The following is a 25,472-nucleotide window of genomic DNA, read 5'->3' as shown; positions in this document are numbered from 1 at the left end:
ACAGTGGCGTGCGCAGTTCGAGGTGCCACTGTGAAAGTCACGGTTGGGGTTATCCGCTACCTCAGCGGGGCTGATATTGTTCTGTTATCGCCTGCCCACGAAGGCGTATTTTCGGAGCTACACCACCACGGGTATATCGCTGGGATAACGTAGAAAGCGACGCATGCAGATCGAGCTTAAGTGCAAACAAATGAATATCGAACCGGGCAGTACGGTGGTTGAGCTGGAGTTGACCGATTTCGATGCCGATCGAGATTTACTCGATTTTCCTGGTACGTCCCTGGTGATTTTTACCAGCATAGGCTGTGGCAGTTGCCGCTGGTTGCGGCGCGAACTACCGTCGCTACGTCTACCTATCGAGCGTTTGGCCTGGATCGACGCTGCAGATAATGCCGGGCTGGTCGCGCGTTATGAGGTGTTTCATTTGCCCGCGCTGTTTGTCGTACGTGGCGGCCTGTTCCATGGCGCGCTGCATAGTCGTTTAGGCGCTGCCGATTTAATTGATGCTTTGGGCGCTGCCTTGTCCCGTCCAGCTGAGGAGCTTCCTTGATGTCTGTAACCCAACGTCCGCGTATCGGCATTATCGGTACTGGAGCCATTGGCGGTTTTTATGGCGTGATGCTGGCCCGCGCCGGTTTCGACGTGCATTTTCTATTGCGTAGCGAGTTCGCCGTAGCGGCCAAGCAGGGGCTGCAGCTAAATAGTGCGGTACACGGCGTCATCTCCATGAACCCAGTGCAGGCATACCGCTGTGCAGCGGAGATGCCCCCCTGTGATTGGCTGCTGGTCGGGGCCAAAACCACCAGCAATGCCGAGTTAGCGCCGGCTATTACCCAGGCGGCAGCCGAGGGCGCCAAAGTGGTGCTGCTGCAGAATGGCTTGGCGGTGGAGGACGAATTGCGGCCGCTACTGCCGGATTCGCTGCACTTGCTCGGCGGCTTGTGTTTCATCTGCGTACACCGCTCGGCGCCTGGGGTAGTCGAGCATCAGGCGTTGGGCGGAGTTAACCTCGCGTATCACTCGGGGCCGGCGGCGGATGCCAGGCCGCAGGTGGTCGAAGAGGGCGTCGCGCTGTTTAAGGCCGCAGGACTGGATTCCACCGCCATGCCTGAATTGGGCCAGGCACGCTGGCAGAAGCTGGTGTGGAATGTCCCGTACAACGGTCTGTCGGTATTACTCAACTCTGGTACCCGCAGTTTGATGGCCAACGCTGATAGCCGGGCGCTGATCCAGGCGATCATGCAGGAAGTGGTCGACGGCGCTGCGGCCTGTGGACATCAGTTACCGGAGGGGTATCCCGGCAAATTGTTGGCGGCGACCGATCGCATGCCGGATTACTGGCCGAGCATGTATCACGATTTCGCGCTGCAACGAGTATTGGAGCTGCCGGCGATTTACGCTGCGCCGTTGGCTGCTGCGACGCAGGCAGGCTGTGACATGCCGCGGGTTCGGGCGCTGTATCAGGCGCTGTGTTTTCTCGATCAGCGTAACCAACAAGGCTGAGGTCGCTATGGGCAAGGGGATGGGGGACAAACTGGTATTGGCAATCTCCTCGCGGGCGCTGTTCGACCTGCGTGAGAGTCACCGGGTGTATGAAAGCGAGGGTGTCGAAGCTTATCGCCAGTATCAGATAGAGCATGAAGATGAAATTCTCATGCCCGGCGACGCCTTCCCTCTGGTTGAGAAGCTGCTGGGCTTGAACACTGCATTGAGCCAGTCGCAGGTTGAGGTGATTCTGGTGTCACGCAACAGTGCCGACACCGGCTTGCGCGCCTTCAATTCGATCCAGCACTACGGCTTGGGCATCTCGCGTGCGGCTTTTGTCGGTGGGCGCAGCCCCGATCCTTATTTGGCAGCGTTCGGTTGTCAGTTGTTTCTCTCCACCCATGCCGAAGATGTGCGCAGCGCCCTGCGTGCGGGCTTTGGCGCGGCCACCATCCTCTCGGGTGGGGCCCGGCGCTCGGCGAGCAACGAGTTGCGCATCGCTTTCGATGGCGATGCCGTGTTGTTTTCCGACGAGTCCGAACGGGTCTATCAGCAAGGTGGTCTGGAGGCCTTCCAGAGCCACGAACGCGAGTCTGCGCGTGAGCTGTTGGGTGGCGGGCCGTTCAAGCCTTTTCTGGCTGCTCTGCATCGTTTGCAGCAGGCGTTTCCTGAGGAAACCTGCCCGATTCGCACGGCCTTGGTCACCGCCCGTTCGGCACCGGCACATGAGCGAGTGATCCGCACCCTGCGCGAGTGGAATATTCGCCTGGATGAATCCTACTTCCTCGGCGGCCTGGAGAAGGCTGCGATTCTCGAAACCTTTGGCGCCGACGTGTTTTTCGACGACCAGCCCGGACACTGTGAGAAAACCCGCGAGGTGGTGGCGACCGGACATGTGCCGCATGGTGTGAGTAACGAGCCACAGCCATAACCCGCCATCATCCATATAGCCATTCGTCCTAAATGACTGTGCTTTAGTTGACTTGCGGATGGCGCTGCTAAGCTCAAGCTAGACCCGCCGAGCGGGCAGGCGAGGAGGCCGCATGATTCGTTCGATTCTTTACGCCACCGATCTTGGCCTGTACGCCCCCTATGTCTTGCAGCATGCGCTAGCGCTGACCCGTGCGTTCAATGCCAGTTTGTATGTCGTGCATGCGGTAGAGCCTATGGGGCTGTTTGCCGAGTCGGTCTTGCAGACCTACCTGGATGACGAGCGCCTCAAGGAACTGCGCAGCAATGGACTGAGCACGGTGATGGCGAGTATTGAACAGCGGGTCCTGGAAGGCTTTCGTGATGAGGTGGGCGAAGCCCAGCATGAGCTCGAGATCATCCGGGCCGTACGGGTGGTACAGGGCGATCCACCCTTGGTGATTCTCGAAGAGGCGCAGAAACTTGAAGTGGATTTGCTGGTCGTAGGCAGTCATAGCCATGGCACCGAACTGGATATCCCGCTTGGGCGTACGGCCGCCCGTTTGGTGCAGTTGTCCGAGGTTCCCGTGTATTTGGTGCCTATGCTGCAACATCGCAGCCATACCGAGCTTTGAGCCGAGGAATAACTAGCAAATCTAATTAAACGGTCTAGATTTATTGGTTAAACCATTAATATGGTTATATAACGTTGCCGGCACCTGCGCGGCCGTCTTTCTGCTTTGAGGGATTTTTATGAAGCTCCAGCAATTGCGCTACATCTGGGAAGTCGCGCATCACGACCTCAATGTTTCGGCCACAGCACAAAGTCTCTACACCTCTCAGCCGGGGATCAGCAAACAGATTCGTTTACTGGAGGACGAACTGGGTGTCGAGGTATTCGCCCGCAGCGGCAAACACTTGACCCGAGTGACGCCGGCCGGTGAGCGGATCATCACCACGGCCGGGGAGATCCTGCGCAAGGTCGAGAGCATCAAGCAGATTGCTCAAGAGTTCTCCAACGAGAAGAAAGGCACGCTGACCATCGCCACTACTCACACCCAAGCGCGCTATGCCTTGCCCACGGTGATCAGTGGTTTTATCAAACAATACCCGGATGTCGCCCTGCACATGCATCAGGGCACGCCGATGCAAATCGCCGAAATGGCGGCCGACGGCACGGTGGATTTCGCCATCGCCACCGAGGGTCTGGAGCTGTTCAACGACCTGATCATGATGCCCTGCTACCGCTGGAACCGCTGTGTGGTGGTACCGCAGGGCCATCCCTTGGCCAAGCTACCGAAACTGACTCTGGAAGCCTTGGCCGAACACTCGATCGTCACCTACGTGTTCGGCTTCACTGGCCGCTCCAAGCTGGATGAGGCCTTCAGTCATCGTGGCCTGACGCCGAAAGTAGTGTTCACAGCCGCCGATGCAGACGTGATCAAAACCTATGTGCGTTTGGGGCTGGGGGTCGGCATCGTGGCCAAGATGGCGGTGGATGCGACCTTGGATCCTGACCTGGTGGTACTGGACGCCAGCGAGCTGTTCGAAGCCAGCGTGACCAAGATCGGCTTTCGTCGCGGTACATTTCTGCGCGGGTTCATGTGCGATTTTATCGAGAAGTTCGCGCCACATCTAACCCGTGATGTGTTGGCCAAGGCAGTGCAGTGTCACAACAAGTCCGAGCTGGAAGAGCTGTTCCATGGCGTGGAACTGCCGACATACTGAGCTGCAGTCATTCACGAAAAAGCCCGGAAACACCGGGCTTTTTCGTACTAAAGGATCGGTACCTCAGTTTTTTGCGATCAGGTTACCCGCGTGCAGCCCACATTCTTTCTGGGTGGCTTCCTCCCACCACCAGCGGCCCTCGCGCTCATGCTGGTTAGGCAGTACCGGGCGAGTGCAGGGTTCGCAGCCGATGCTGATAAACCCACGCTCATGCAGGCTGTTATAGGGCAGCTCAAGCATGCGGATATAGGCCCAGACATCTTCACTGCTCATCTGCGCCAAGGGGTTGAATTTGTACAGAGGCTTATCGGCAGTGGAGAAGGCACCATCCACTTCCACTGCGGCGACCTGACTGCGGGTGCCCGGACTCTGGTCGCGTCGTTGACCAGTGGCCCAGGCCTTGACCGTCGCCAGCTTGCGGCGTAACGGAGCGATTTTTCGGATGCCGCAGCACTCCTCGTGACCGTCTTTGTAGAAACTGAATAAACCCTTATCTTTGACCAGTGCTTGGAGCGCAGTCGCATCAGGGGACAGCACTTCAATGGCGATGCCGTAATGCTCGCGCACCTGATCGATAAAGCGATAGGTTTCTGGGTGCAGGCGGCCGGTGTCCAGGCTGAACACTTTGACGTTTTTATTCAGCTTCCAGGCCATGTCCACCAGTACCACGTCTTCGGCACCACTGAAGGAAATCCACAGCTCGTCACCGAAATGCTCGAAGGCAAGCTTGAGGATGTCCTGGGGGGATTTGTTGGCGTAAGTCGCGGCCAGTTCGGCTACATCGAAGGGGTGGCTCATCGGGCTGATTTCCTCATCTAGGCTGGCGCTGAGCGCTCTATGTGGGCGGATGGTAGCAAAAAGGAGTTATACGACTAAATATCCAAACAGCAGGGTAGCCCTGTGCTTTGGATATAAGCACTGCGTTGCGCAGCCTTGGATGAGGGGCTAGAGTGCCGCCTCATCTCAAGCCCAATCTAGGAGTGTCCTGTGGAAATTGCCTGTCTCGACCTGGAAGGCGTGTTGGTTCCGGAAATATGGATTGCCTTCGCGGAAAAAACTGGCATCGAATCGCTGAAAGCGACCACTCGGGATATTCCGGATTACGATGTGCTGATGCAGCAGCGTCTGCGTATCCTCGATGAGCACGGTCTGAAGTTGAGCGACATTCAGGAAGTGATCGCCACCCTTAAGCCGCTGGACGGCGCGGTAGAGTTCGTCGACTGGCTGCGTGAGCGCTTCCAGGTGGTGATCCTCTCCGACACCTTCTACGAGTTCTCCCAGCCGCTGATGCGTCAGCTGGGCTTTCCGACACTGCTCTGTCACAAGCTGATCACCGATGAAAATGACCGTGTGGTGAGCTACCAGTTACGTCAGAAAGACCCCAAGCGCCAGTCGGTCATCGCCTTCAAGAGCCTCTACTACCGAGTGATCGCAGCGGGCGACTCGTACAACGACACCACCATGCTCAGCGAAGCCCATGCCGGCATCCTGTTTCATGCGCCGGATAATGTGATTCGTGAGTTTCCGCAATTTCCCGCGGTGCACAGCTTTGAAGACCTCAAGCGCGAGTTTCTCAAGGCGTCTAATCGTCAGCTGAGTCTGTAATTCCCGGCAGTCCAAAAGGCCCACAAACGCGGGCCTTTGGTTTAGTCGCAGAAGCGCTCCAGGGTCTCCAGCAGGACCTTCACCTTGGTCAGCGATTCCTGGTATTCGGCCAGCCAGTTGGAGTCTGCGACTATTCCGCCACCACCCCAGCAACTGAGCTGCCCATCCTTGGCCAGCAGGCTGCGGATGGCGATCGAGCTGTCCATCTCGCCACGTACGTCCAGATAGAGCAGTGAGCCACAGTAGAGTGCGCGACGGGTCGGCTCCAGTTCATCAATGATCTGCATGGCGCGGATTTTCGGCGCACCGGTGATCGAGCCACCGGGGAAGCTGCCGGCGATAAGATCCAATGCATCCTTGCCCTTGGCCAGTTCGCCGGTTACCGCGCTGACCAGGTGGTGCACGTTGGGATAACTCTCCAGGGCAAACAGCTCCGGTACGCGCACCGAGCCTATTTGGCAGCTGCGGCCCAGGTCGTTGCGCAGCAAGTCGACAATCATCAGATTCTCGGCGCGATCCTTCAGGCTGCTCAGTAGCGCGTTGGCTTGGGCGACATCTTCTACAGGGTCGTCCGCGCGTGGCCGGGTGCCTTTGATCGGCCGGGTCTCGACCTGGCCTTGGCTAAGCCGCAGGAAGCGCTCTGGCGACAGGCTGATGATCGCGCTGTTGTCCGGCAAGGCTTGATAGCCGGCGAACGGTGTCGGGCAGGCGGCGCGCAGAGCTCGATAAGCCGTCCAGGGATCCCCCTGGTAACGCGCGCGGAAGCGTTGGGCGAAGTTTACCTGGTAACAGTCACCGGCCTGGATATAGGCCTGGATGCGCTCGAATGCCTGGCGGTATGCGGTTTCATCGAGGTCGGCCTGAAAGGTCTCGAGCAGCTTGAAGGGCTGCGCGGGTTCGGCGTTGATGGCGCCGAACAGTGCGAGCAAGCGCGCCTGTTCGGCTACGGCCAGTGCCGGATGAAACATCAACTGACTCGTGCCCAGCTGGTGATCGCTGATCATGGCCCAGGCATACAAGCCTAAGCGTGCATCGCCCAAGCCCAAGTCGTCGAAGGCTTGCTCAGGCAGGGTTTCCAGGCGGCGACCGAAGTCATAAGCCAGGTAACCAATCAAGCCTCCGGTGAAGGGCAGTGGACATCCGGCCGGAGCATCGGCGGCACCCAAGGTGCTGAGGCCTTCGCGCAGGCGCTGAAGAAACTCGTTGGCCGATTCGTCAGCTGAGGCTGACAGCTCTGCCAGCGGCCAGGCACTGATGAGGTCGTAGCGTCCCCGCTGGGCAGCTGGGCGTCCAGAGTCCAGCAAAACTGCACCAGGGGCACGGCAGACGGCGCTGAAGTAGAAGGAGGGGTCAGCACGATATGGCAGGGTGTGTACGAAACAGGTAGGCATGCGAGGTTTTCAAAGAAGCGCGGAGGCCGATTGTAGAACGCCGGCATCATTCATCCTAGCGCTTCGAGCTTCTTGGTTTACTCGGTAGGTATGAGCTGATTAGTATGAAAAACTCTCTGGATATTGAACTTCAGTACTAAAACAATAATTTATCAGGGATCAAGTCCATGGATGACGTGCTGGATCCAGCTGCGGATAGCCTGCTCCGCTCGAAACTCACACCGCCCTTGATGTCGATCGATTACCTGGCTCGCCTACAGGTCGAAGCCGCGTTGTCTGCTCATCCTCAGGCCCGTCTCCTGTTGATCTCGGCGCCGGCCGGTTTCGGCAAGACCAGTGTCTTGGCTGCACTGGCCCAATTACGTCTGGGGGCGGGCGGCGCGGTCGCCTGGTTGTCGATTGATCCCGAAGACAATGAGCCTTCGCGATTCTTTCAGCACTTGATCGAGACTCTCGGGCGATTCCTTCCGGGTCTGGGCAAAGAGGCCCTGGCCTACCTGCAGAACACCATGCGCGTCCCGGTGGCCTCGGTGATGGAAAGCTTGCTGGTTGATTTGGCTGAGGTAGAGCAACCGTTACTGTTGGTGCTCGATGACCTGCACCTGATTCAGGATGCCGAGTTGCTGGGTGCCCTCAATCGTCTAGTCAAATTCGCTCCCCATGGTTTCGTCCTGGCGGTCGGTAGCCGCTCGCAACCCGCTCTGCATCTGGCAACGCTGCGGGCGAAGGGAATGTTGGTCGAAATCTCTGAGCAGGAGTTGCGTCTGAGTCCAGCGGAAACCCACGAATACTTGATTCACAGAGGTCTGCAACTGGACAGTACGGCATTTACAGAGCTGTACCGGCACACAGAGGGCTGGATGGTTGGCGTTCACTTGGCGAGTCTTTGGCTGCGTCATCAACCACAGGCTTGTCCGCCGATGGGGGATATGGGCAGCGATCAGTCAGCTGTCGGCGACTACTTGCTGGCCTCCGTGTTCGAGCAATTGCCAACAGACAAGCAAGAGCAGCTGCTTGCCCTGAGTGTGGCGCAGCGGCTCAGTGGCAATTTGGCCAACAGCTTGACCGGATGCAAGAATGGCCAGCAGCTGCTCGAAGAGCTGGAAGCCATGCAGTTGTTCTTGTTGCCGATGGATCGTGAGCGTCAGTGGTATCGCTTTCACAATCTGTTTGCTGAGTTTCTCCGTGCCCGCTTAAAGAGCCGTGACCCAGAGCGTTTCAAGCAGCTGAACTTCAATGCCAGCCTGTGGTTCACCAATCATCACATGCAGAATCTGGCGATCGAGCATGCCAGCCTGGCTGAAGATCCGGAAATGCTTGCGGCACTGGTGGATGGTTGTGGCCTGGAGTTGATCAACCGTGGTCAGCTGCACTTGATCTACAGATGGCGCCAGCAGGTGCCCGACGAAATCGTCGAGCGCTTCCCGATATTGCTGCTTGTCGATGTCTGGACGCGCGCCGCCGAGTTGGGACTGACGGAGGCCAATCGTATTCTCGACGAGCTGATGACGCGTTGGGAGGATTCCGCAACCGCCGCGCAGCACAGCGAAAAACTACTGGCTGCGTTGACGATCAAGGCGGTGATTGCCTTGCAGAAAGACGATCTACAGACCTGTGCCAACCTGGCTCGCCGGGTCGAAGTGCAGTTGGGACAGCACCCGGCGTTTCTCGAAGTGGCCATATTGATTGTCGCGGCGCTGGCCAGCGTGATGCTGAGTCAGCCTGAGCAGGCGAGGCATTTGCTGGCTTTGGCTCAGCAGCGCAATCATTTTCTCGAAGGCCGCTATCTGGATATGCAGTTGGCAAATATCGAGATTCTCCTGTGTCTGGAGCAGGGGCAGATCAAGCAAGCCGAGTTGTTGTTCGGCCAGCTGCGGGCACGGATCATCCCCTGGTTCGCGGAAAAATCTCGGGCCTTGGCCCTGCCCACGATCACCGAGGCCTTGATTGCCTATCGACAGGGTCGCACTGAGGGATTGGAGGAGCGCTTGCGCTGGGCGCTGGCGACCGTCGATGTAATTAATCCGATCGATCTGTATGCCCAGGGCATGCTGTGCATGGCTCATGTTCAGCGTATGCGAGGAGCGCCGAAGGAAGCCTTGGGCACCTTACTGTTGATGCAGGGCCTGGCCGCACGTGAGCAGGCTTGGCGTTTTTATGCGCAGGCTGTGGGTGATGAAATCGCGCTGATCCTGCAGGAGCCGGCAACTGACCGGCTCAAGCGCGCCGAACAACGTTTTAAAGCTGTGGATTGGGCCGGCTTGGCCGGGCATTACCCCTATATGCGTTTCAATCCGGTGCTCTGGGTACAAAGCTTGACGTGCATCCGCTTGCACCAGGCGCGAGGTCACTATAGTGAGGCGTTGCATGAGATCACTCGGCTGCGCAGCTTGCTCCTCGACGATTGGCATGGCCAGCAGCGCTTGCGCTTGGATCTGCTGGCTGCGCTCAGTTATCAGCGCCTGGGCTATAAGGAGCGTGCGCAAAGTTTGCTGGTGCAGTGTTTGATTGACGCCGAGCGCGAAGGCGTACGCAGCCTGTTCGTCGAAGAGGGACAGGCCATTCGACTGTTCTTGCAGCAGCTCGAGGCAGCTGAGCGGCAACCTGCGCTGCAAGGCTTTATTCAAGCGCTGCTGGTCGCTTGGCCCGGGCAGTGTGAGAGTCGGGCGTGCGAGCTTAGCGAAGAGGGGCTGACTGAGCGCGAACGCGAAGTGATCTGCCTGGCGGCGCAGGGTCTGTCCAATGATCAGATCGGCCAGCGCTTACTGTTGGCTTTAGGTACCGTCAAATGGCATCTGCACAACATTTACGAGAAGCTCAAGGTGCGCAATAGAACGCAAGCCATTCGTCGTGCTCATGAGATGAGGTTGCTTGAATCATGACCTCTCTACCGGCACTCAGCCAAGGCTGTCTGCCACTGCTACGCACCAAGTTATTTCCAGCGGATGCAGGCGTCGGAGTATTACTCGCGCGCGATGCCTTGATTGAGCGCCTGCTCAGTGCCGGTGAGCATCGCCTGATCATTCTCAGTGCACCGGCAGGGTTCGGCAAAAGCACCGTCCTTCGCCTGTTGCACCGGCGCTTGCAGGAGGCGGGCAGGCAGGTGGCCTGGCTCTCATGTGATGAGTCGGACAGTGAGCCGCAACGACTGCTGCAGTACCTGGTCGCGGCCATCGAGGTACAGCTGCCAGGTTTCGGTGCGAACACGGCCCGCTTGCTCCAGAGAGATATGAACTTGCCCGGTGAGGCGCTGGTCGATGCTTTTGTTACTGACCTCAAGCGGGAAAAGGGTGAGCTGTATCTGATGCTGGATGATTTTCACCTGATTCGGCATCCGGCAGTGGAGCCGTTGGTGGATTATCTGCTCGAGCGGGTCCCAGCGAATGTTCGCCTGGTCACCAGTACCCGCTTCCAGTCGCGCTTTGTCGAGAAGCAGTCCGGGCTGAACCCGATAGCCTTCTGGGTCAGCGCCGAGGATCTGCGTCTGACGCGTGACGAGACCAGGCAGTATTTTCACGAGATCAAGCGAGTGCCGCTGAGTGGCACGGAAGTCGAGTTGCTGCATGCTCGGACCGAGGGCTGGATCACTGCGCTGCATCTCGCAGCCCTGGCCTTGGTGCATCACCCGGATCGACATGTGTTTCTTGCTGGCTTGTCAGGAACAGAGCGCAATATCGCCGATTATCTGGCTGAGGATGTGCTGGACAGGTTGCCTGGGGAAATGCAGCAGTTCCTTGAGCAGACCTCGCTGCTCGAGGAGTTCAATGCCCAATTGTGCAACACCCTAACCGGCCGCAGCGATAGTCGCGAGATGTTGCGGCGATTGCACCGCGAGCAGCTTTTTATCATTGCGCTGGATGCCGAGGGTGAGTGGTTTCGCTATCACCATTTGTTTGCCGAGTTTCTTCAGGGGCGATTAGCCAAGCGGGGTGACCCTGCTCATTTGTTGCACGCCGCTGCGTGCTGGTGCGAGGGGCAGGATCTCGCTGACAAATCGATCAAGTATGCTCTGCGCGCCCGTAATTACATTTTTGCCGCACAACTGCTTGAACGCCAAGGCGCGCGCTTGATTGCGGCTAATCGGGTCTACGGGGTGCTCTCGGTTCTTAAGAACCTACCGGCGCAGGTGATCCGCGAGCACCCAGTGTTCCAGATTTTCTATGCCTGGCAATTAGCCTTCGAGCAGCAGTATGCCCAAGCCGAGGCCATGATTGAGGATGTCAGCACACGCCTGCTCGGCGAGCGTGGCAAGGCTTTGCACTTGGGTCTTGCCGAGCTACTGGCCTCGGCGCAAGTGCTCAAGGCCTTGGTTTTGCTTTATCAGGATAAGCTGGAAAACTGTCTCCAGCTGGCTCGTCACTGGCTCAGTCTGGTGCCGGATAATCAGCCTGTGTTTCGGGCTGTTCTGTCCTGTGTGCAAGCTGCAGCGCATGCCCTACTAGGAGACTTTGACGAAGCCTCTACATCGATTGCCAGGGGGCGGGATACCCTGCGCGAGACTGAGAGCGAGTATTTGCAGGTGGTTGTCGCCCTCATCGAGGTTCTGATCTGCAAGGATCTGGGTCAGTTGGGACGCGGCCGCACACTTGCCGAAAACGCCCGGAGCCGAGTTGAACGGGTATTCGGCCGGCGCAGCCGTGTCGGTGGACCGCTGGCACTGGCGTATGCCGATTTGCTCTACGAGCAGGATCGTCACGCTGCGATTCTGGCCGAGTTGCCGCTGGCGACGACTTGGCGTGATGTCGCTACCCCAATCGAATTGATCAGCCGCGGTAAGTTGGTGATGGCGCGTGGTAGGTTCTTTGCCGGTGAGGCTGAGCAGGCGCTGGTTGAGCTCGATGAGTGGTTGCAGGGCTTGCACGGTGCAGGGTATCAACGGGTCTTCGCCCTGGGCATGAGTTGCAAAGTGCATTTTCTTTTGTGGCTGCGCCGGCCCAATGATGCCGAACGCACCTGTTTGCAGTTGCGGCATCAATTGGGCGTATTGCCACAAGGGCATTACAGCGATGCAGACATCGCGCTGGTGCTCGCCGAAGCACGTCTGACATTGTCTGAGCGGCGTGCCGATAAGGCGCAGGCGGTGCTCGAGCGCTGTCTGGCCACGCAGACGGCTGATCATCAGCGTGACCGTCATTTGCGCCTATCCATATTGCTGTGCGTGGCGTACTGGCGCAGGGGTAACTGCAAAAAAGCCTTTTCATTGCTTTTGCCGACTGTGGAAAGTGCCTGGAACAGCGGCTATCGCCGATTATTTCTGGATGATGCGTTGTGGTTGTTGCCGCTATGGAATGCCTGGTCTGCGGCGCAACCGCAGCGCGCGAGTGCTTGGCAGGGTGTGGCGGAACAGTTGCGTGAGCAGTGTCGCCGCATGGCTATAGATCCAGAAACCGTCGATGACAGTCAGGATGTCAGTCATCGGGAGAGGGAGATTCTACGTTTCGTTGCGGCTGGGTTGTCTAACCGTGAGATTGCCCGGACGCTGCACCTCTCGGAGGCCACTATCAAATGGCACTTGCACAACCTGTTCGCCAAGTTTGCTGTGCGCAGCCGCACTCAGGCGGTGCTTAAGGGTAAAAGCATAGGGCTGTTGAGTGAGGCCTGACCTCGGGGTGCTTTGCTTGAGAGAGAGGCTGTTCCATCCTTTGGTTATGAGCGCTCACCAGTTCCAGAAGCGACGATAGGTTCCTGGCTTAGGTTTTTTCGCTCATGGTTGTTTGACGGCAGGCATCCCTGGTTCGAGTGCAGCCGAACGTGGTTGTGGCGCCAGCAATGTTGCCACTGACGTCGCAGACTGATGCGACAAGATTTGCGTAGTCCCGCGCCAGACAGGCAGCATTTTCACGTTCAAAATGCAGCGCTGCATGACTGCGTCGGCCCCCGCAGTTGCCGTACGGCTAGTGTTTGCAGATTTGCAGCCTCGCCGGCTCATAGATGTTTTAACTTTCGCTACTGTCGTCGACCAAGCCAAGTCTCCCCGTTGTTGTATTGATCCTTCGGCATCAGATCGTGAGTGCAGGAGTCGAAGTCATCCTCTTGAAATTCATTTATTTGCCTAGGGCTTCGCGTCTATAGTTCAAAGGCGATAGCGGAGATCTGAAGCGTTAGGGGGAAGGGGATGCAGACGCTACAGCGCGCGCCGGTAATGGATGCTTTGCATCAGGCGGTCAGCACACATTTGACTCCGTGCCTAGAACATCTGCTTGATGCCACGGTTCTGGCATTGCAAACGCATAGGCAAGAGATCCACAGCAATATCAGACTGCAGCGCATCGATAGTTTTGTGCGCCTGTGTATTGCTTCACGCGACAAGATCATCGCCGGGACGGTTGCGGATATTCGTAAACACTTGCCAGTGGGTGTCGTCGAGCAGGTGGCGGGCCCAACCAATGCCTCTGAGTGGAATCTGGTGGGCGATGCCGAGATCGAGGAGATGCTGGCGGCGCGTAGGCTGGTGCGAAAATTACGCGAGGTCTGTGGTGCGCTCGAATGGCGGGCTTGCGCCCAATTGAACAGTGCCACTGGTGCTCACGCTAAGGGTGGGGAAAGTCCGCTCTCATTGGACTTTCTGGTGCGTACATTGCAGGTAAAGCTGCATCTACGTAAGCAAGTGGCCATCGTGAGTGAAGTGTTCTACTCGACGGCGGTCGAGTCTCTTGAGCGTGCTCTGCGGGAGTATTTTAAGCAACTGGAACGGACCTTTGTCCACTTCCAGATTGAGCCGCAGAGTACCCTGATCGCACGGCCATCAGGAGAGAAAAACAAGGAGAAAGCCAGCTCTGCATCGCCCGCGCCGTACCTGGCGATTAGGCATTTGTCGGCAGCCAAGGCAAACGCCAGTCATGAAATTATGGTGTCGGTAGCCGCGGACACTGCATCGCTGCCCCAGGTCTTGGCCAGCTTGCTTGCATCTAGGCCACCGGCCCATGGGTGGACGGCGGACACCTTTCTGCGAGGGTTGGGCTCCGCCGGCGTAACCTTGTCGGGCCGGCAGCAGGATGACGTGGCTTTGGTCGCTGAGCTCTTCCAGTCTGTCGATCAAGAAGCTGTCATCGCCGAGGGTCTCAAGCCAGCCTTGCGTCGCCTGATGTTTCCCATTGCTCAGGCCGCTGCACTCAATCCGCAGGCATTTGCCGACCCAGAGCACCCGGTGCGCGCCACGCTGGACAAGTTGATGCGGCTTTGCGACTTGTCTGAACCGCCCAACCGCGCTTTGGAAAACCGCGTACATCAGTTGATCGATGGAATCGTCAAGGATTATCGCGGTGATCACAGCGTGTTTACCCGCTACGACCAAGAGCTGGAGGAGTTGCTCGCGGTGCAACAGCGCGCGTATCGAAACAATGCCGAGCGCGTTCTGCAATTTCACCGCGCCCGAGATAAGTTGGAGCAAGCACAGGGGCGGGTCGCTCATGAACTGTCAGCGTTGTTTGGAACACATGTGCCGAAAGTGCTGCTCGACTTGCTGGATGTGGGCTGGCGTGAACTGCTGGTTCTCGAGTTGATCAGGCAGGGCGAGCGGGGGAGTGAATGGTTAGAAGGGTTAGGTCTTCTCCGCCAGCTTTATGGTTGGTTGCAGACCCAAACCAAGCCGGGGGGCAGCGGCCGTCTTGTCGACCGCGTCGAGCGTGCCTACGAAGTGGGTCCTGTATTGAAACTGTTGCGCATGCGTATGGGGAGCCTGCTCCCTGGGCAGTATCGGCACACGCCGGTATTGAAGCAATTGCAGCAGCAGCTTTTGGGGGATCAGTCGGTTGAAATGACCGAGGTTCCGGAACTCGTAGCCGATGTTCCACTAAGCGATCTCGATCCAGCCCAGCAACGTTGGCGGCAGAGGGTCGAGCAATTGCGAGCGGGCGACTGGCTGATGACTGACAGAGGTCGGCACCTTCAATTGATTTGGGCGAATCCGGCTGCCGATCATTATGTCTTGGCTGATCGCCAGGGACATGAGGCTGGCAGCTTCAAAGGGGAAGAGCTGATGAGTCAGCTTGCCAGGGGGTGGATTGGTGTGCCGGCCCCAGGTGATACCGGTGTGGTGCAGGACAAGCTCGAAAGCATAGTCGGCAGGCTTTACCGTGATATTGCGCATGTCCGCAGCCATGACGAGCTGACAGGGTTGCTCAACCGGCGCAGTTTTGAAACGACGGTGGCGCAGAGCTTGGCATCGAGTGAGTGTTTTGCCTTTATCTATGGGCACATCGATCAGTTCAGTTTACTGAACTCCAGCAGTGGCCCATTGGCCGGAGATGCCTATCTCAAGCATGTTGCCAATGAGCTGGGGAGTCGGTTGCCGCGCACCGCAACATTGGCTCGTATTGGCGGGGCGGATTTCGCAGTGGCTCTGCCCAGCACGGACGAATCGCAGGCCTATGCGCAAGCTGAGCTTTTGCGTGCGGCCATCGACACGAAGGCCTTCGAGTGGCAGGGGCATTCGCACAACATCACCATGAGTTTTGGCATAGTGCTCAAGCGCGAGCAGCACGATGTCGTCAATGTTTTTTGCGATCTACAGACAGCCTGCAACAGGGCAAAGGAGTCAGGCCGCAATCGTATCCATGTCTACCGGGATGCCATCGATGGTGCGCGCACCGGGCTGATGGCCATTGCCGGGCGTGTGGATGGCATAGTGGAGCGTGGTGAACTCAGTCTGCGCGTTCAGCAGATTGCACCGGCCCAATTACCGCATGATCAACTGCCTCACTATGAAGTGCTGCTAGTGATGCAGAATGAACTTAATTTGCTCGACTTCATCACGGCCGCAGAGCGCTATAACCGCATGGTTAAAGTCGACCGCTGGGTGCTCAAGCGGGTGTTCACGGAGCTTGAACGCTATCCAGGCTTTTGGACGCGTTGCAGCGGGGTGTCGATCAACCTCTCAGGCAGTAGCCTTAACGACGACAAGTTGCTGGAGTTTATTGAGGCATTGTTCGAGGAGTTCGTGGTCCCACCGGAGAAAATCTGCTTTGAGCTCACCGAAACTGCGGCGGTTGCCAACCTGACCAAAACTGCAGATATGGTGCGCTACCTGCAGCGACTGGGTTGTACCTTCTCGATCGATGATTTTGGCACGGGATTTTCGTCCTACGAATACCTCAAACAGTTACCCGTTGACTACGTAAAAATAGACGGGAGTTTCGTCAAGGAGATCGAGCGTTCACCCAGCGATCTGGCCATGGTGAAATCGATCAACGAGATCGCCCATGTCTTGGGCCGGAAAACTATCGCCGAGTACGTGGAAACCCCGAGTATCCGGGCGCGTCTAGCCGAGCTGGGTGTCGACTACGTACAAGGCTATGGCGTGGAGCATCCACGTTCTTTGAGTGAGTGTTTGGCTGGGAGTTAGTCGGCAAAAGGCTTCAGCCTCATGCGAGGCGTGTTGTGAGCAGCGATGCTAGGCCAGGCTTAAGTCCGGCCTAGCATTGGTCAGCGGTTTATCTTTCAGCTGGATGCGCGTGGCCGAACAGCTCTTGGGTGAAGCGTACCCGCTCTTCAGCATCTTCCTGTACGCCTTTTGCTTCAAGTTCGGCCAGGCGTGCTTCCACCGCATGAGCCCGGTGGGTAAGCCCGCAGTCGTTGGCGATCTGGATGTTCAAGCCGGGACGGGCATTGAGCTCGAGAATCAGTGGGCCTTTTTCCTGGTCAAGGACCATGTCGACACCGATATAGCCGAGACCGCAGAGCTCATAGCACCCGGCTGCCAGTTTCATGAAGCCGTGCCAGTTAGGTAACTGCACGCCGTCTACCGCGTTGGTGGTGTCTGGGTGTTTCTTGATCTTGTTGTTCAGCCAGGTACCGCTCAGGGTTACGCCGGTCGCCAGGTCGACACCGACGCCGATGGCCCCTTGGTGAAGGTTCGCCTTGCCGCCGGACTGACGGGTCGGCAAACGCAACATGGCCATCACCGGGTAGCCCTTGAGTACGATGATGCGGATGTCGGGCACACCTTCGTAGCTGATGCTTTTGAAGATCTGGTCGGGGGTGACGCGATACTCGATCAGGGCGCGGTCACGATGGCCGCCCAGTGAGTACAGACCGGTCAGGATGCTGGAAATCTGATGCTCGATCTCCTCATGACTGATGATCTTGCCGGATACGGTTTTGTAGCGCTCCTCGAAGCGATCGGCAATCACTAGAATGCCGTCACCGCCGGCGCCTTGTGCCGGCTTGATGACGAAATCGGTACGCCCGCCGATGATCTCGTGGAGCTTGTCGATTTCTTTCTCGGTGGAGATCACGCCATACATTTCCGGTACATGAATGCCGGCTTCGATGGCGCGCTCCTTGGTGATGATTTTGTCATCGACAATGGGGTAGAGGTGCCGTTTGTTGTACTTCAGCACATAGTCCGCATTTCGCCGGTTGATGCCCATGATGCCTTTGGCTTCAAGGGCCTTCCAGGTTTTCCAGAGACCTAGCATGGCTCAATCCTTAAGGAAGGCTTTGAAACGAAAGAGCTCGGTCAGGCGGTAGCCGCGATAGCGTCCCATCGCCAGCATGAAGCCCACCATGATCATCAGTACCGCCGGGAAAGTGAAGACGAAGTAGACCAGTTCCGGGACGCTCATCAGCAGGTGGGCCAGGGTGGCTGCCACCAGGGTGCCGAGGGCGACCTTGAAGGCATGACCGCCGCCACGTTCTTCCCAGGTGATCGACAGGCGCTCGATGGTCATGGTCAAAATCACCATGGGGAACAGTGCAACCGAAAGGCCGCGTTCCAGGCCGAGCTTGTGGCTGAGCAGGCTGATCACTGCAATCAGCACCACCACGAAGGTCAGCACCACCGACAGGCGCGGTAACATCTGCAGCTTCAGGTGTTCGAGATAGGAGCGCAGCGACAAGCCCAGGGTGGTGATGACGGTGAATAGTATGATGCCGAAGCCCAGCTGGGTTTCGCGGAAGGCCAGGGCGATCAGCACCGGGGTGAAAGTGCCGAGGGTCTGCAGGCCACCCAGGTTGCGCAGGATCAGGATCAGCATCACACCCACCGGGATCACCACCATGATCTGGAAGGTGTTCTGGGTGGAGAGTGGTAGGCCGTACAGCGAGTATTCGAGAAAGCCAGCGTCGGTATTTTCGTCCGTCAGCTTGGCCAGTCGAATGGCATTCATCTCGCTATTGTTCAGGCTGAAGTTGACTTGTGCTTGCTTGCCGCCCTCGAGGCTGACCAAGTCGCCATCGCCGATCCACCAGACCAGACGATCGGCTGGCAAGCCCTGTTCACCGGTTTCCAGGTGAAAGTACAACCATTTTTCACCGTTGAAACTGCGCATCCACAGTTCGGGGCTTTGCTGGATGTCGCTAGCTAAACGAATGGTATGCACGCGCTCCATTGGCACGTGGGCGATGGATAGCAACAGTTCGATGGCCTTGGCTTTGCTCGCTGTCGTGGTGTCGCCGCCTAGCAGCAATTTGACGTTGTCGTCATTGCTGTTGTTGACCCGCTTGATGGTCTCGCTGATGAAGGTTTCGACGTCCGCCGAGTGTTGGCGGATAGGCGCGAGCAGGGCTTCGGCTGCAATCTTCTCGGCGCCTTCGACCGGGATGCTGTCACGGAAAATCGGCCCTTTGGCTTTACTTTGTTCACCGCTATAGCGCTTGGTTAATACCAGGCGGTAGTACAGCGTCTGTTTGCCGCTGGCGCGGCGCGCTGACCAGGTGACCTTACGATTGCCGTCGGCGCGGTTGATGCTCACACCGTAGTTGTTCGAGATGAAACTCTCGTTAAGGCTGACGTAGTCCTGTTTCAGTGGCGGCACGAACATCTGCAGCTTGACCGGTTCGCGCGGGTTGGCCTGGAACTCGACTTTGGCGTCGATATTCCACAGGTCGTCCGTTTCATCCTCGGTCACCGGGATGCCGAGAATGAAGATTTGATAAGCCGTAATCAGAATGCCCAGACCCACCAAGAGGGTGATCAGAACTTTCAGATGCAGGTTAAGAGAGCGCATGGGCATTACTCGCCAAGGTTTGCGTCAGTGGCACAGCCAGGTTTCCCTGCTGCGTATTTAAGACTTGGATCGACCAGTGCACTGAAACGTTTGAGCGCCTCGGAGCCAATCAACAGCGGGTATTGGAATGCACTGCGGTCAGTCAAGTTCACTTCGATCCTGCGTAGAGCCTGCCCCATGCACACATCCAGTTCGATCACCGGGCGTGCAGTGTAGGTTTTCTCTTCATCCGGGTCATAGTCACCGGAGCGGCGTTTGATTTTGCTGATTCGCGCCAGTGGGCGCTCAATCGGGGTTGTATGGGCTTCGTCAATAGCCAGGTAGAACTTCACCCAGGTATCGCCGTCGCGCTTAAAACGTTGGATGTCTCGGGCACTCAGGGAGGCCGTCTTGGCGCCAGTGTCGAGTTTGGCGGCGACCTCTAACTTGAGATTGGACAGGTTCGCATATTCATTAAGACCATAGACCGTCTTCTCCGCAGCGAGGCTTAGGCCTGGCAAAAGCAATAGGCAAAGCGGGAGGGTACAGGGCTTGAATCTCATAAGTCCTAGCGGATGTGTCGCATCGATTGAATCAAAAAGACCGGCGGGCGTGACGCTACAGATCCCTGTATTTAGCTTGAAGTCTAGCAAGGATGCTGGAAATGCTCAGCCAAGTAAAAGTGGCTGGCATTCTAACATGCAGCTTTTCCCACTGCGACAGACACTTAGAGGCATTTTTGCACGTTGGTTCATCAGCGGCTGGTTTTTCACGCTCCCTTGATTGTCGACAGTTTCTATTGGTGTTTGACATATTTTGCCTCTATGTGTAGTTTTTTAGCCTAATTACTCTCGTGGTGTCGACAGTATGCAGGAATCGATTGAGTCGCTTCGCACTGCTCAAGATGACTTGGGAACACTTGCCGAGCATGTTTTTCGGTGTATTCAGGCCGCCATCGTCAAGGGGGAAATCGCCCCAGGCAGCAAGATTTCCGAACCTGAGCTGGCGCGGACCTATGGAATCAGTCGCGGCCCGCTGCGTGAGGCTATCCATCGTCTCGAAGGTCAGCGCTTGCTGGTGCGTGTGCCGCATGTTGGCGCGCGAGTTGTGTCGCTCAATCAGGCCGAACTGATCGAGCTGTACGAAATCCGCGAATCCCTTGAGGGCATGGCCTGTCGTCTGGCAGCTGAGCGTATGACTCAGGTTGAGATCGACGAGCTGCGCCGGGTGCTTGATCTGCATGAGCAGGACGAAGCCTTCAAGGCCGGTGTCGGCTACTACCAGCAGGAAGGCGACTTCGATTTTCACTACCGGATCATCCAGGGCAGTGGCAACAAGACCCTGAGTCAGATGCTCTGTGGTGAGCTTTACCAACTGGTGCGCATGTATCGTTTGCAGTTTTCTGCGACTCCCAGCCGTCCGCCCCAGGCTTTCGCTGAGCATCACCGTATTCTCGATGCCATCGCTGATCGAGACGGTGAGCTGGCCGAGCTGCTGATGCGCCGCCATATCGGCGCTTCCAAGCGCAATATCGAGCGTCACTACCAGGACGCGCAAACCAAGATAGCCAAACCCAGAGGTGAGTCATGAGTCCGCTTTCCAAACAGAGCAGTCCCGGCCAGCGCTTCCGCGACGCGGTAGCCGCGGAGCATCCCCTGCAGGTGGTCGGCGCGATCAACGCCAACCATGCGTTGCTGGCCCAGCGTGCCGGTTTCAAGGCCATCTACCTGTCCGGCGGCGGCGTCGCAGCTGGCTCCCTGGGGCTGCCGGACCTGGGGATCACCGGGTTGGATGACGTGCTCACCGACGTGCGGCGGATCACCGATGTGTGCGACCTGCCGTTGCTGGTGGATGTCGACACCGGCTTCGGCAGTTCGGCGTTCAATGTGGCGCGCACGGTCAAGTCGATGATCAAGTTCGGTGCCGCCGCCATCCACATCGAGGACCAGGTCGGCGCCAAGCGCTGCGGTCATCGTCCTAATAAGGAGATCGTCACCCAGCAGGAGATGGTTGACCGGATCAAGGCGGCAGTGGATGCGCGTACCGACGATAGCTTCGTGATCATGGCGCGCACCGACGCGCTGGCCGTGGAAGGTCTCAACTCAGCCCTGGACCGTGCCGCCGCGTGCATCGAGGCGGGCGCGGACATGATCTTCCCCGAGGCGATCACCGAGCTGGCGATGTACAAAACCTTCGCCGAACGTATCAAAGCCCCGATTCTGGCCAATATCACCGAGTTCGGCGCCACGCCGCTGTACACCACTGAAGAGTTGGCCGCAGTCGACGTATCCCTGGTGCTCTATCCGCTGTCTGCCTTCCGCGCCATGAACAAGGCTGCCGAGAACGTCTACACCGCGCTGCGCCGCGATGGCACTCAGAAGAACGTGATCGACACCATGCAGACCCGCATGGAGCTGTACGAGCGCATCAACTACCACGCCTTCGAGCAGCACCTCGACGCGCTGTTCGCCGCCAAGAAATAACCGGCGCGCGAGCTGCAGCGGCTCGCGCATAACAAGAAATACCCGACCGGATTGGATGAGGAGAGACAAGTGATGAGCACCACCCCAGAGACCACCACCCCGGGCTTCAAGCCAAAGAAATCCGTTGCGCTGAGCGGCACCGCCGCGGGCAACACCGCCCTGTGCACCGTCGGTCGCACCGGCAACGATTTGCACTACCGCGGCTATGACGTTCTCGACTTCGCCAACCGCTGCGAATTCGAAGAAATCGCCCACCTGTTGGTGCACGGCAAGCTACCCAACGTCGCCGAACTGACTGCCTACAAGGCCAAGCTCAAGGCCCTGCGCGGCATCCCGGCTGCCCTCAAGGCGTCCCTCGAGCAGTTGCCGCCGTCGGCACACCCTATGGACGTGATGCGCACCGCCGTGTCCGTGCTGGGCTGCGTGTCGCCGGAGAAGGAAGACCACAACCACCCGGGCGCCCGCGACATCGCCGACAAGCTGATGGCTTCGTTGGGTTCGGCGCTGCTGTACTGGTACCACTTCAGCCACAACGGCAAGCGCATCGACGTGGAGACCGACGACGACTCCATTGGCGGTCACTTCCTGCACCTGCTGCACGGTGAGAAGCCGCGCGAGTCCTGGGTGCGAGCCATGCACACCTCACTCAACCTGTATGCCGAGCATGAGTTCAACGCCTCCACCTTCACCTCACGGGTGATCGCCGGTACTGGCTCTGACATGTTCAGCTGTATCGCAGGCGCCATCGGCGCGCTGCGCGGGCCTAAACATGGCGGCGCCAACGAAGTGGCCTTCGAAATCCAGAAACGCTACGACAACCCGGACGAGGCCGAGGCCGACATCCGCGCCCGCGTCGAGAAGAAGGAAGTGGTGATCGGCTTCGGTCACCCGGTCTACACCGTGAGCGATCCGCGCAACAAGGTGATCAAGGACGTCGCCCGCGAGCTTTCCGCCGAGCAGAACAACACCAAGATGTTCGACATCGCCGAGCGTCTGGAGTCGACCATGTGGGACATCAAGAAGATGTTCCCCAACCTCGACTGGTTCAGTGCCGTCAGCTACCACATGATGGGTGTGCCCACCGCCATGTTCACCCCGCTGTTCGTCATCGCCCGCACCTCGGGCTGGTCGAGCCACGTGATCGAGCAGCGCATCGACGGCAAGATCATCCGCCCGAGCGCCAACTACGTCGGTCCCGAGGATCTCAAGTTCGTGCCGCTCAAGGATCGCCCATGACCATGAACAGCATGATGAACAGCCAATTCCGCAAACCCTTGCCCGGTACTCGGCTGGATTTTTTTGACACCCGTGCGGCGGTCGATGCCATCGCCCCCGACGCCTACGCCAAGCTGCCCTATACCTCCCGCGTGCTGGCCGAGCAACTGGTGCGCCGCTGCGAGCCGGACGCGCTGACCGATTCGCTCAAGCAGCTGATTGAGCGCAAGCGCGATCTGGACTTCCCCTGGTACCCGGCTCGCGTGGTTTGCCACGACATCCTCGGTCAGACCGCGCTGGTCGACCTGGCCGGCCTGCGCGACGCCATCGCCGAGAAGGGCGGTGATCCGTCCAAGGTCAACCCGGTGGTGCCGACCCAGCTGATCGTCGACCATTCCCTGGCCGTGGAGGCCCCGGGCTTCGACCCGGATGCTTTCACGAAGAACCGCGCCATCGAAGACCGTCGTAACGAGGATCGTTTCCACTTTATCGAGTGGACCAAGACCGCGTTCAAGAACGTCGACGTTATCCCGGCCGGCAACGGCATCATGCACCAGATCAACCTGGAGAAGATGAGCCCGGTGATCCAGGCCCGCGGCGGCGTGGCTTTCCCGGACACCTGCGTGGGTACCGACTCGCACACCCCGCACGTCGATGCCTTGGGCGTGATCGCCATCGGTGTCGGTGGTCTGGAAGCGGAAACCGTGATGTTGGGTCTGCCGTCGATGATGCGCCTGCCCGACATTGTCGGCGTCAGGCTGGTCGGCAAGCGACAGCCCGGTATCACCGCCACCGACATCGTGCTGGCCATCACCGAGTTCCTGCGCAAGGAGCGCGTGGTGGGTGCCTGGGTCGAGTTCTTCGGCGAGGGTGCCGACAGCCTGACCATCGGCGACCGCGCGACTATCTCCAATATGTGCCCGGAATACGGCGCCACTGCCTCGATGTTCTATATCGACCAGCAGACCATCGACTACCTCAAACTCACCGGGCGCGAGCCGGAGCAGGTAGCGCTGGTGGAGAACTACGCCAAGACCACCGGTCTGTGGGCCGATGCTCTGGTCACCGCCGAGTACGAGCGCGTGCTCGAATTCGATTTGTCCACCGTGGTGCGCAATATGGCGGGCCCGAGCAACCCGCATCGCCGCTTGCCGACCTCGGCGCTGCATGAGCGCGGTATTGCCGACGAAGGCAAGCTGGCGGCTGGCAAAATTGAAGAAAGTGAAGGCTTGATGCCCGACGGCGCGGTGATCATCGCCGCCATCACCAGCTGCACCAACACCTCCAACCCGCGCAATGTGGTCGCCGCTGGCCTGGTGGCGAAAAAGGCCAATGCCCTGGGCCTGGTACGCAAGCCGTGGGTCAAGACCTCGTTTGCCCCGGGCTCCAAGGTCGCCAAGCTTTACCTGGAAGACGCCGGCTTGTTGTCGGAGCTGGAGCAGCTCGGCTTCGGCATCGTCGGTTACGCCTGCACCACGTGCAACGGCATGTCTGGCGCACTGGATCCGGTGATCCAGCAGGAAATCATCGACCGCGACCTGTACGCCACCGCGGTACTGTCCGGCAACCGCAACTTCGACGGACGTATCCATCCCTACGCCAAGCAGGCCTTCCTGGCCTCGCCGCCGCTGGTGGTGGCTTACGCTATCGCCGGTACCGTGCGCTTCGACATCGAGCAGGATGTGTTGGGTATCGACAAGGCCGGCAACCCCGTTACCCTGAAGGACCTGTGGCCGAGCGACGAGGAGATCGACGCGATTGTCGCAGCCAGCGTGAAGCCGGAGCAGTTCAAGCAGATCTACATCCCGATGTTCGATCTGGGCACGATTCAGGAAGCCGAAAGCCCGCTGTACGACTGGCGTCCGATGAGCACCTATATTCGCCGTCCGCCTTACTGGGAGGGCGCCCTGGCGGGCGAACGCACCCTCAAGGGCATGCGCCCGCTGGCGATCCTGCCGGACAACATCACCACCGATCATCTGTCGCCGTCCAACGCCATCCTGCTGGACAGTGCCGCCGGCGAATACCTGCACAAGATGGGCTTGCCGGAGGAGGACTTCAACTCCTACGCGACTCATAGGGGTGACCATTTGACTGCACAGCGTGCCACCTTCGCCAACCCGCAGCTGGTCAACGAAATGGCCGTGGTCGACGGCCAGGTGAAGAAAGGTTCGCTGGCCCGCGTCGAGCCGGAAGGCAAGGTCATGCGCATGTGGGAAGCGATCGAAGCCTACATGAACCGCAAGCAGAGCCTGATCATCGTCGCCGGTGCCGATTACGGTCAGGGTTCGTCCCGTGACTGGGCGGCCAAGGGCGTGCGCCTGGCGGGTGTGGAAGTGATCGTGGCGGAAGGCTTCGAGCGCATTCACCGCACCAACCTGGTGGGCATGGGCGTGCTGCCGGTCGAGTTCAAGCCAGGCACCACCCGCCTGACCCTCGGCCTCGACGGCACCGAGACCTATGATATCCAGGGCGAGCTGTCGCCGCGCGGCGAGCTGACCCTGGTCATCCAGCGCAAGAACGGCGAAGTGACCCGGGTGCCGGTGATCTGCCGCCTGGATACCGCCGCCGAAGTCAACGTCTACAACGCTGGCGGCGTGCTGCAGCGCTTCGCTCAGGACTTCCTCGAAGGCGCCGTCGCCTGAACCCGTGGGGTGGACAAGGTGTAGCCATGTCCACCCCACGGATTACGACAAAGTCTGTAGCCCGGATCTAATCCGGGGATGACG

18 protein-coding genes are annotated in these 25,472 nt (G+C 58.6%); 13 read left to right on the top strand and 5 right to left on the bottom strand.

Annotation, left to right across the window (positions count from 1 at the left end):
* Window positions 1–163 precede the first annotated feature (163 nt).
* The 5 genes from TMS3_RS13575 to cysB all read left to right on the top strand — a co-directional run bounded on the left by TMS3_RS13575 (window position 164) and on the right by cysB (window position 4,122).
* Window positions 164–550 carry a YbbN family protein gene (locus tag TMS3_RS13575; RefSeq protein WP_025165821.1) on the top strand — a complete coding sequence of 129 codons (387 nt, stop codon included), beginning with the start codon at window positions 164–166 and terminating at the stop codon, window positions 548–550.
* Window positions 550–1,503 carry a putative 2-dehydropantoate 2-reductase gene (locus TMS3_RS13570; RefSeq protein WP_025165820.1) on the top strand — a complete coding sequence of 318 codons (954 nt, stop codon included), beginning with the start codon at window positions 550–552 and terminating at the stop codon, window positions 1,501–1,503. Before TMS3_RS13575 ends, TMS3_RS13570 begins: the two co-directional genes overlap by 1 nt.
* Before the next feature lie 7 nt (window positions 1,504–1,510).
* Window positions 1,511–2,416, top strand: a complete 906-nt coding sequence (locus TMS3_RS13565) for a 5'-nucleotidase (protein WP_025165819.1) — start codon at window positions 1,511–1,513, stop codon at window positions 2,414–2,416.
* Between the two features lie 112 nt (window positions 2,417–2,528).
* Window positions 2,529–3,029 carry a universal stress protein gene (locus tag TMS3_RS13560; RefSeq protein WP_025165818.1) on the top strand — a complete coding sequence of 167 codons (501 nt, stop codon included), beginning with the start codon at window positions 2,529–2,531 and terminating at the stop codon, window positions 3,027–3,029.
* A gap of 118 nt (window positions 3,030–3,147) precedes the next feature.
* Window positions 3,148–4,122 (top strand): HTH-type transcriptional regulator CysB, encoded by a 975-nt coding sequence (gene cysB / locus TMS3_RS13555; RefSeq protein WP_025165817.1) that lies wholly within the window; start codon window positions 3,148–3,150, stop codon window positions 4,120–4,122.
* A 63-nt stretch (window positions 4,123–4,185) separates the two neighbouring features.
* On the opposite strand, the gene TMS3_RS13550 is transcribed toward cysB, so the two are convergent.
* Window positions 4,186–4,920 carry a phosphoadenylyl-sulfate reductase gene (locus tag TMS3_RS13550; RefSeq protein ID WP_025165816.1) on the bottom strand — a complete coding sequence of 245 codons (735 nt, stop codon included), beginning with the start codon at window positions 4,918–4,920 and terminating at the stop codon, window positions 4,186–4,188.
* Between the two features lie 189 nt (window positions 4,921–5,109).
* Here TMS3_RS13550 and thrH point away from each other — a divergent pair, with 189 nt between their 5' ends.
* Window positions 5,110–5,727 (top strand): bifunctional phosphoserine phosphatase/homoserine phosphotransferase ThrH, encoded by a 618-nt coding sequence (gene thrH, locus TMS3_RS13545; RefSeq protein ID WP_025165815.1) that lies wholly within the window; start codon window positions 5,110–5,112, stop codon window positions 5,725–5,727.
* Between the two features lie 41 nt (window positions 5,728–5,768).
* Here the strand turns inward: thrH and pabB are convergent, their stop codons facing one another.
* A complete protein-coding gene (gene pabB / locus TMS3_RS13540; protein ID WP_025165814.1) occupies window positions 5,769–7,118 on the bottom strand; it encodes an aminodeoxychorismate synthase component I in 1,350 nt (449 codons plus the stop codon).
* A gap of 167 nt (window positions 7,119–7,285) precedes the next feature.
* Between pabB and TMS3_RS13535 the strand changes: the two genes are divergently transcribed.
* From TMS3_RS13535 to TMS3_RS13525, 3 genes are all read left to right on the top strand, one after another.
* Window positions 7,286–10,000 carry a LuxR C-terminal-related transcriptional regulator gene (locus TMS3_RS13535; RefSeq protein WP_025165813.1) on the top strand — a complete coding sequence of 905 codons (2,715 nt, stop codon included), beginning with the start codon at window positions 7,286–7,288 and terminating at the stop codon, window positions 9,998–10,000.
* Window positions 9,997–12,720 (top strand): helix-turn-helix transcriptional regulator, encoded by a 2,724-nt coding sequence (locus tag TMS3_RS13530; protein ID WP_025165812.1) that lies wholly within the window; start codon window positions 9,997–9,999, stop codon window positions 12,718–12,720. The genes TMS3_RS13535 and TMS3_RS13530 overlap by 4 nt, the downstream gene beginning before the upstream one ends.
* A 513-nt stretch (window positions 12,721–13,233) precedes the next feature.
* Entirely contained in the window at window positions 13,234–16,461 is a 3,228-nt protein-coding gene (locus TMS3_RS13525; RefSeq protein WP_025165811.1) for a DUF1631 family protein, read from the top strand.
* Between the two features lie 88 nt (window positions 16,462–16,549).
* Here TMS3_RS13525 and TMS3_RS13520 read toward each other — a convergent pair whose 3' ends face one another.
* The 3 genes from TMS3_RS13520 to rloA are packed head-to-tail and all read right to left on the bottom strand — an operon-like array spanning window position 16,550 to window position 19,608.
* Window positions 16,550–17,536: an alpha-L-glutamate ligase-like protein gene (locus tag TMS3_RS13520; protein WP_025165810.1), complete on the bottom strand. Its 987-nt coding sequence runs from the start codon at window positions 17,534–17,536 to the stop codon at window positions 16,550–16,552.
* A 3-nt stretch (window positions 17,537–17,539) separates the two neighbouring features.
* A complete protein-coding gene (rloB, locus tag TMS3_RS13515; RefSeq protein ID WP_025165809.1) occupies window positions 17,540–19,066 on the bottom strand; it encodes an osmotic stress tolerance membrane protein RloB in 1,527 nt (508 codons plus the stop codon).
* Between the two features lie 5 nt (window positions 19,067–19,071).
* Window positions 19,072–19,608: a retropepsin-like aspartic peptidase RloA gene (gene rloA / locus TMS3_RS13510; protein WP_025165808.1), complete on the bottom strand. Its 537-nt coding sequence runs from the start codon at window positions 19,606–19,608 to the stop codon at window positions 19,072–19,074.
* A gap of 304 nt (window positions 19,609–19,912) precedes the next feature.
* On the opposite strand from rloA, the gene TMS3_RS13505 reads away from it, so the two are divergent.
* The 4 genes from TMS3_RS13505 (at window position 19,913) to acnD (ending at window position 25,388) form a co-directional block, all read left to right on the top strand.
* Entirely contained in the window at window positions 19,913–20,635 is a 723-nt protein-coding gene (locus TMS3_RS13505; RefSeq protein WP_025165807.1) for a GntR family transcriptional regulator, read from the top strand.
* Entirely contained in the window at window positions 20,632–21,528 is an 897-nt protein-coding gene (gene prpB, locus TMS3_RS13500; protein ID WP_025165806.1) for a methylisocitrate lyase, read from the top strand. Before TMS3_RS13505 ends, prpB begins: the two co-directional genes overlap by 4 nt.
* A 72-nt stretch (window positions 21,529–21,600) precedes the next feature.
* Window positions 21,601–22,764: a bifunctional 2-methylcitrate synthase/citrate synthase gene (prpC, locus tag TMS3_RS13495; protein WP_025165805.1), complete on the top strand. Its 1,164-nt coding sequence runs from the start codon at window positions 21,601–21,603 to the stop codon at window positions 22,762–22,764.
* Window positions 22,765–22,778: 14 nt separating this feature from the next.
* Complete coding sequence (acnD, locus tag TMS3_RS13490) at window positions 22,779–25,388, top strand: Fe/S-dependent 2-methylisocitrate dehydratase AcnD (RefSeq protein ID WP_025165804.1); 2,610 nt, start codon at window positions 22,779–22,781, stop codon at window positions 25,386–25,388.
* Window positions 25,389–25,472: the final 84 nt, after the last annotated feature.

This window comes from Pseudomonas taeanensis MS-3 (assembly GCF_000498575.2).
Taxonomy (GTDB): Bacteria; Pseudomonadota; Gammaproteobacteria; order Pseudomonadales; family Pseudomonadaceae; genus Aquipseudomonas; species Aquipseudomonas taeanensis.
Note: the sequence above shows the minus strand (reverse complement) of the source record. Positions and strands in the feature narration are given on the sequence as shown.

Excerpts from the sequence above, each read along its gene's own strand:
- TMS3_RS13575 (WP_025165821.1), top strand. The coding sequence starts at position 164 with ATGCAGATCGAGCTTAAGTGCAAACAAATGAATATCGAACCGGGCAGT.
- TMS3_RS13570 (WP_025165820.1), top strand. The coding sequence starts at position 550 with ATGTCTGTAACCCAACGTCCGCGTATCGGCATTATCGGTACTGGAGCC.
- TMS3_RS13565 (WP_025165819.1), top strand. The coding sequence starts at position 1,511 with ATGGGCAAGGGGATGGGGGACAAACTGGTATTGGCAATCTCCTCGCGG.
- TMS3_RS13560 (WP_025165818.1), top strand. The coding sequence starts at position 2,529 with ATGATTCGTTCGATTCTTTACGCCACCGATCTTGGCCTGTACGCCCCC.
- cysB (WP_025165817.1), top strand. The coding sequence starts at position 3,148 with ATGAAGCTCCAGCAATTGCGCTACATCTGGGAAGTCGCGCATCACGAC.
- TMS3_RS13550 (WP_025165816.1), bottom strand. The coding sequence starts at position 4,920 with ATGAGCCACCCCTTCGATGTAGCCGAACTGGCCGCGACTTACGCCAAC.
- pabB (WP_025165814.1), bottom strand. The coding sequence starts at position 7,118 with ATGCCTACCTGTTTCGTACACACCCTGCCATATCGTGCTGACCCCTCC.
- TMS3_RS13535 (WP_025165813.1), top strand. The coding sequence starts at position 7,286 with ATGGATGACGTGCTGGATCCAGCTGCGGATAGCCTGCTCCGCTCGAAA.
- TMS3_RS13530 (WP_025165812.1), top strand. The coding sequence starts at position 9,997 with ATGACCTCTCTACCGGCACTCAGCCAAGGCTGTCTGCCACTGCTACGC.
- TMS3_RS13525 (WP_025165811.1), top strand. The coding sequence starts at position 13,234 with ATGCAGACGCTACAGCGCGCGCCGGTAATGGATGCTTTGCATCAGGCG.
- TMS3_RS13520 (WP_025165810.1), bottom strand. The coding sequence starts at position 17,536 with ATGCTAGGTCTCTGGAAAACCTGGAAGGCCCTTGAAGCCAAAGGCATC.
- rloB (WP_025165809.1), bottom strand. The coding sequence starts at position 19,066 with ATGCGCTCTCTTAACCTGCATCTGAAAGTTCTGATCACCCTCTTGGTG.
- rloA (WP_025165808.1), bottom strand. The coding sequence starts at position 19,608 with ATGAGATTCAAGCCCTGTACCCTCCCGCTTTGCCTATTGCTTTTGCCA.
- TMS3_RS13505 (WP_025165807.1), top strand. The coding sequence starts at position 19,913 with ATGCAGGAATCGATTGAGTCGCTTCGCACTGCTCAAGATGACTTGGGA.
- prpB (WP_025165806.1), top strand. The coding sequence starts at position 20,632 with ATGAGTCCGCTTTCCAAACAGAGCAGTCCCGGCCAGCGCTTCCGCGAC.
- prpC (WP_025165805.1), top strand. The coding sequence starts at position 21,601 with ATGAGCACCACCCCAGAGACCACCACCCCGGGCTTCAAGCCAAAGAAA.
- acnD (WP_025165804.1), top strand. The coding sequence starts at position 22,779 with ATGAACAGCCAATTCCGCAAACCCTTGCCCGGTACTCGGCTGGATTTT.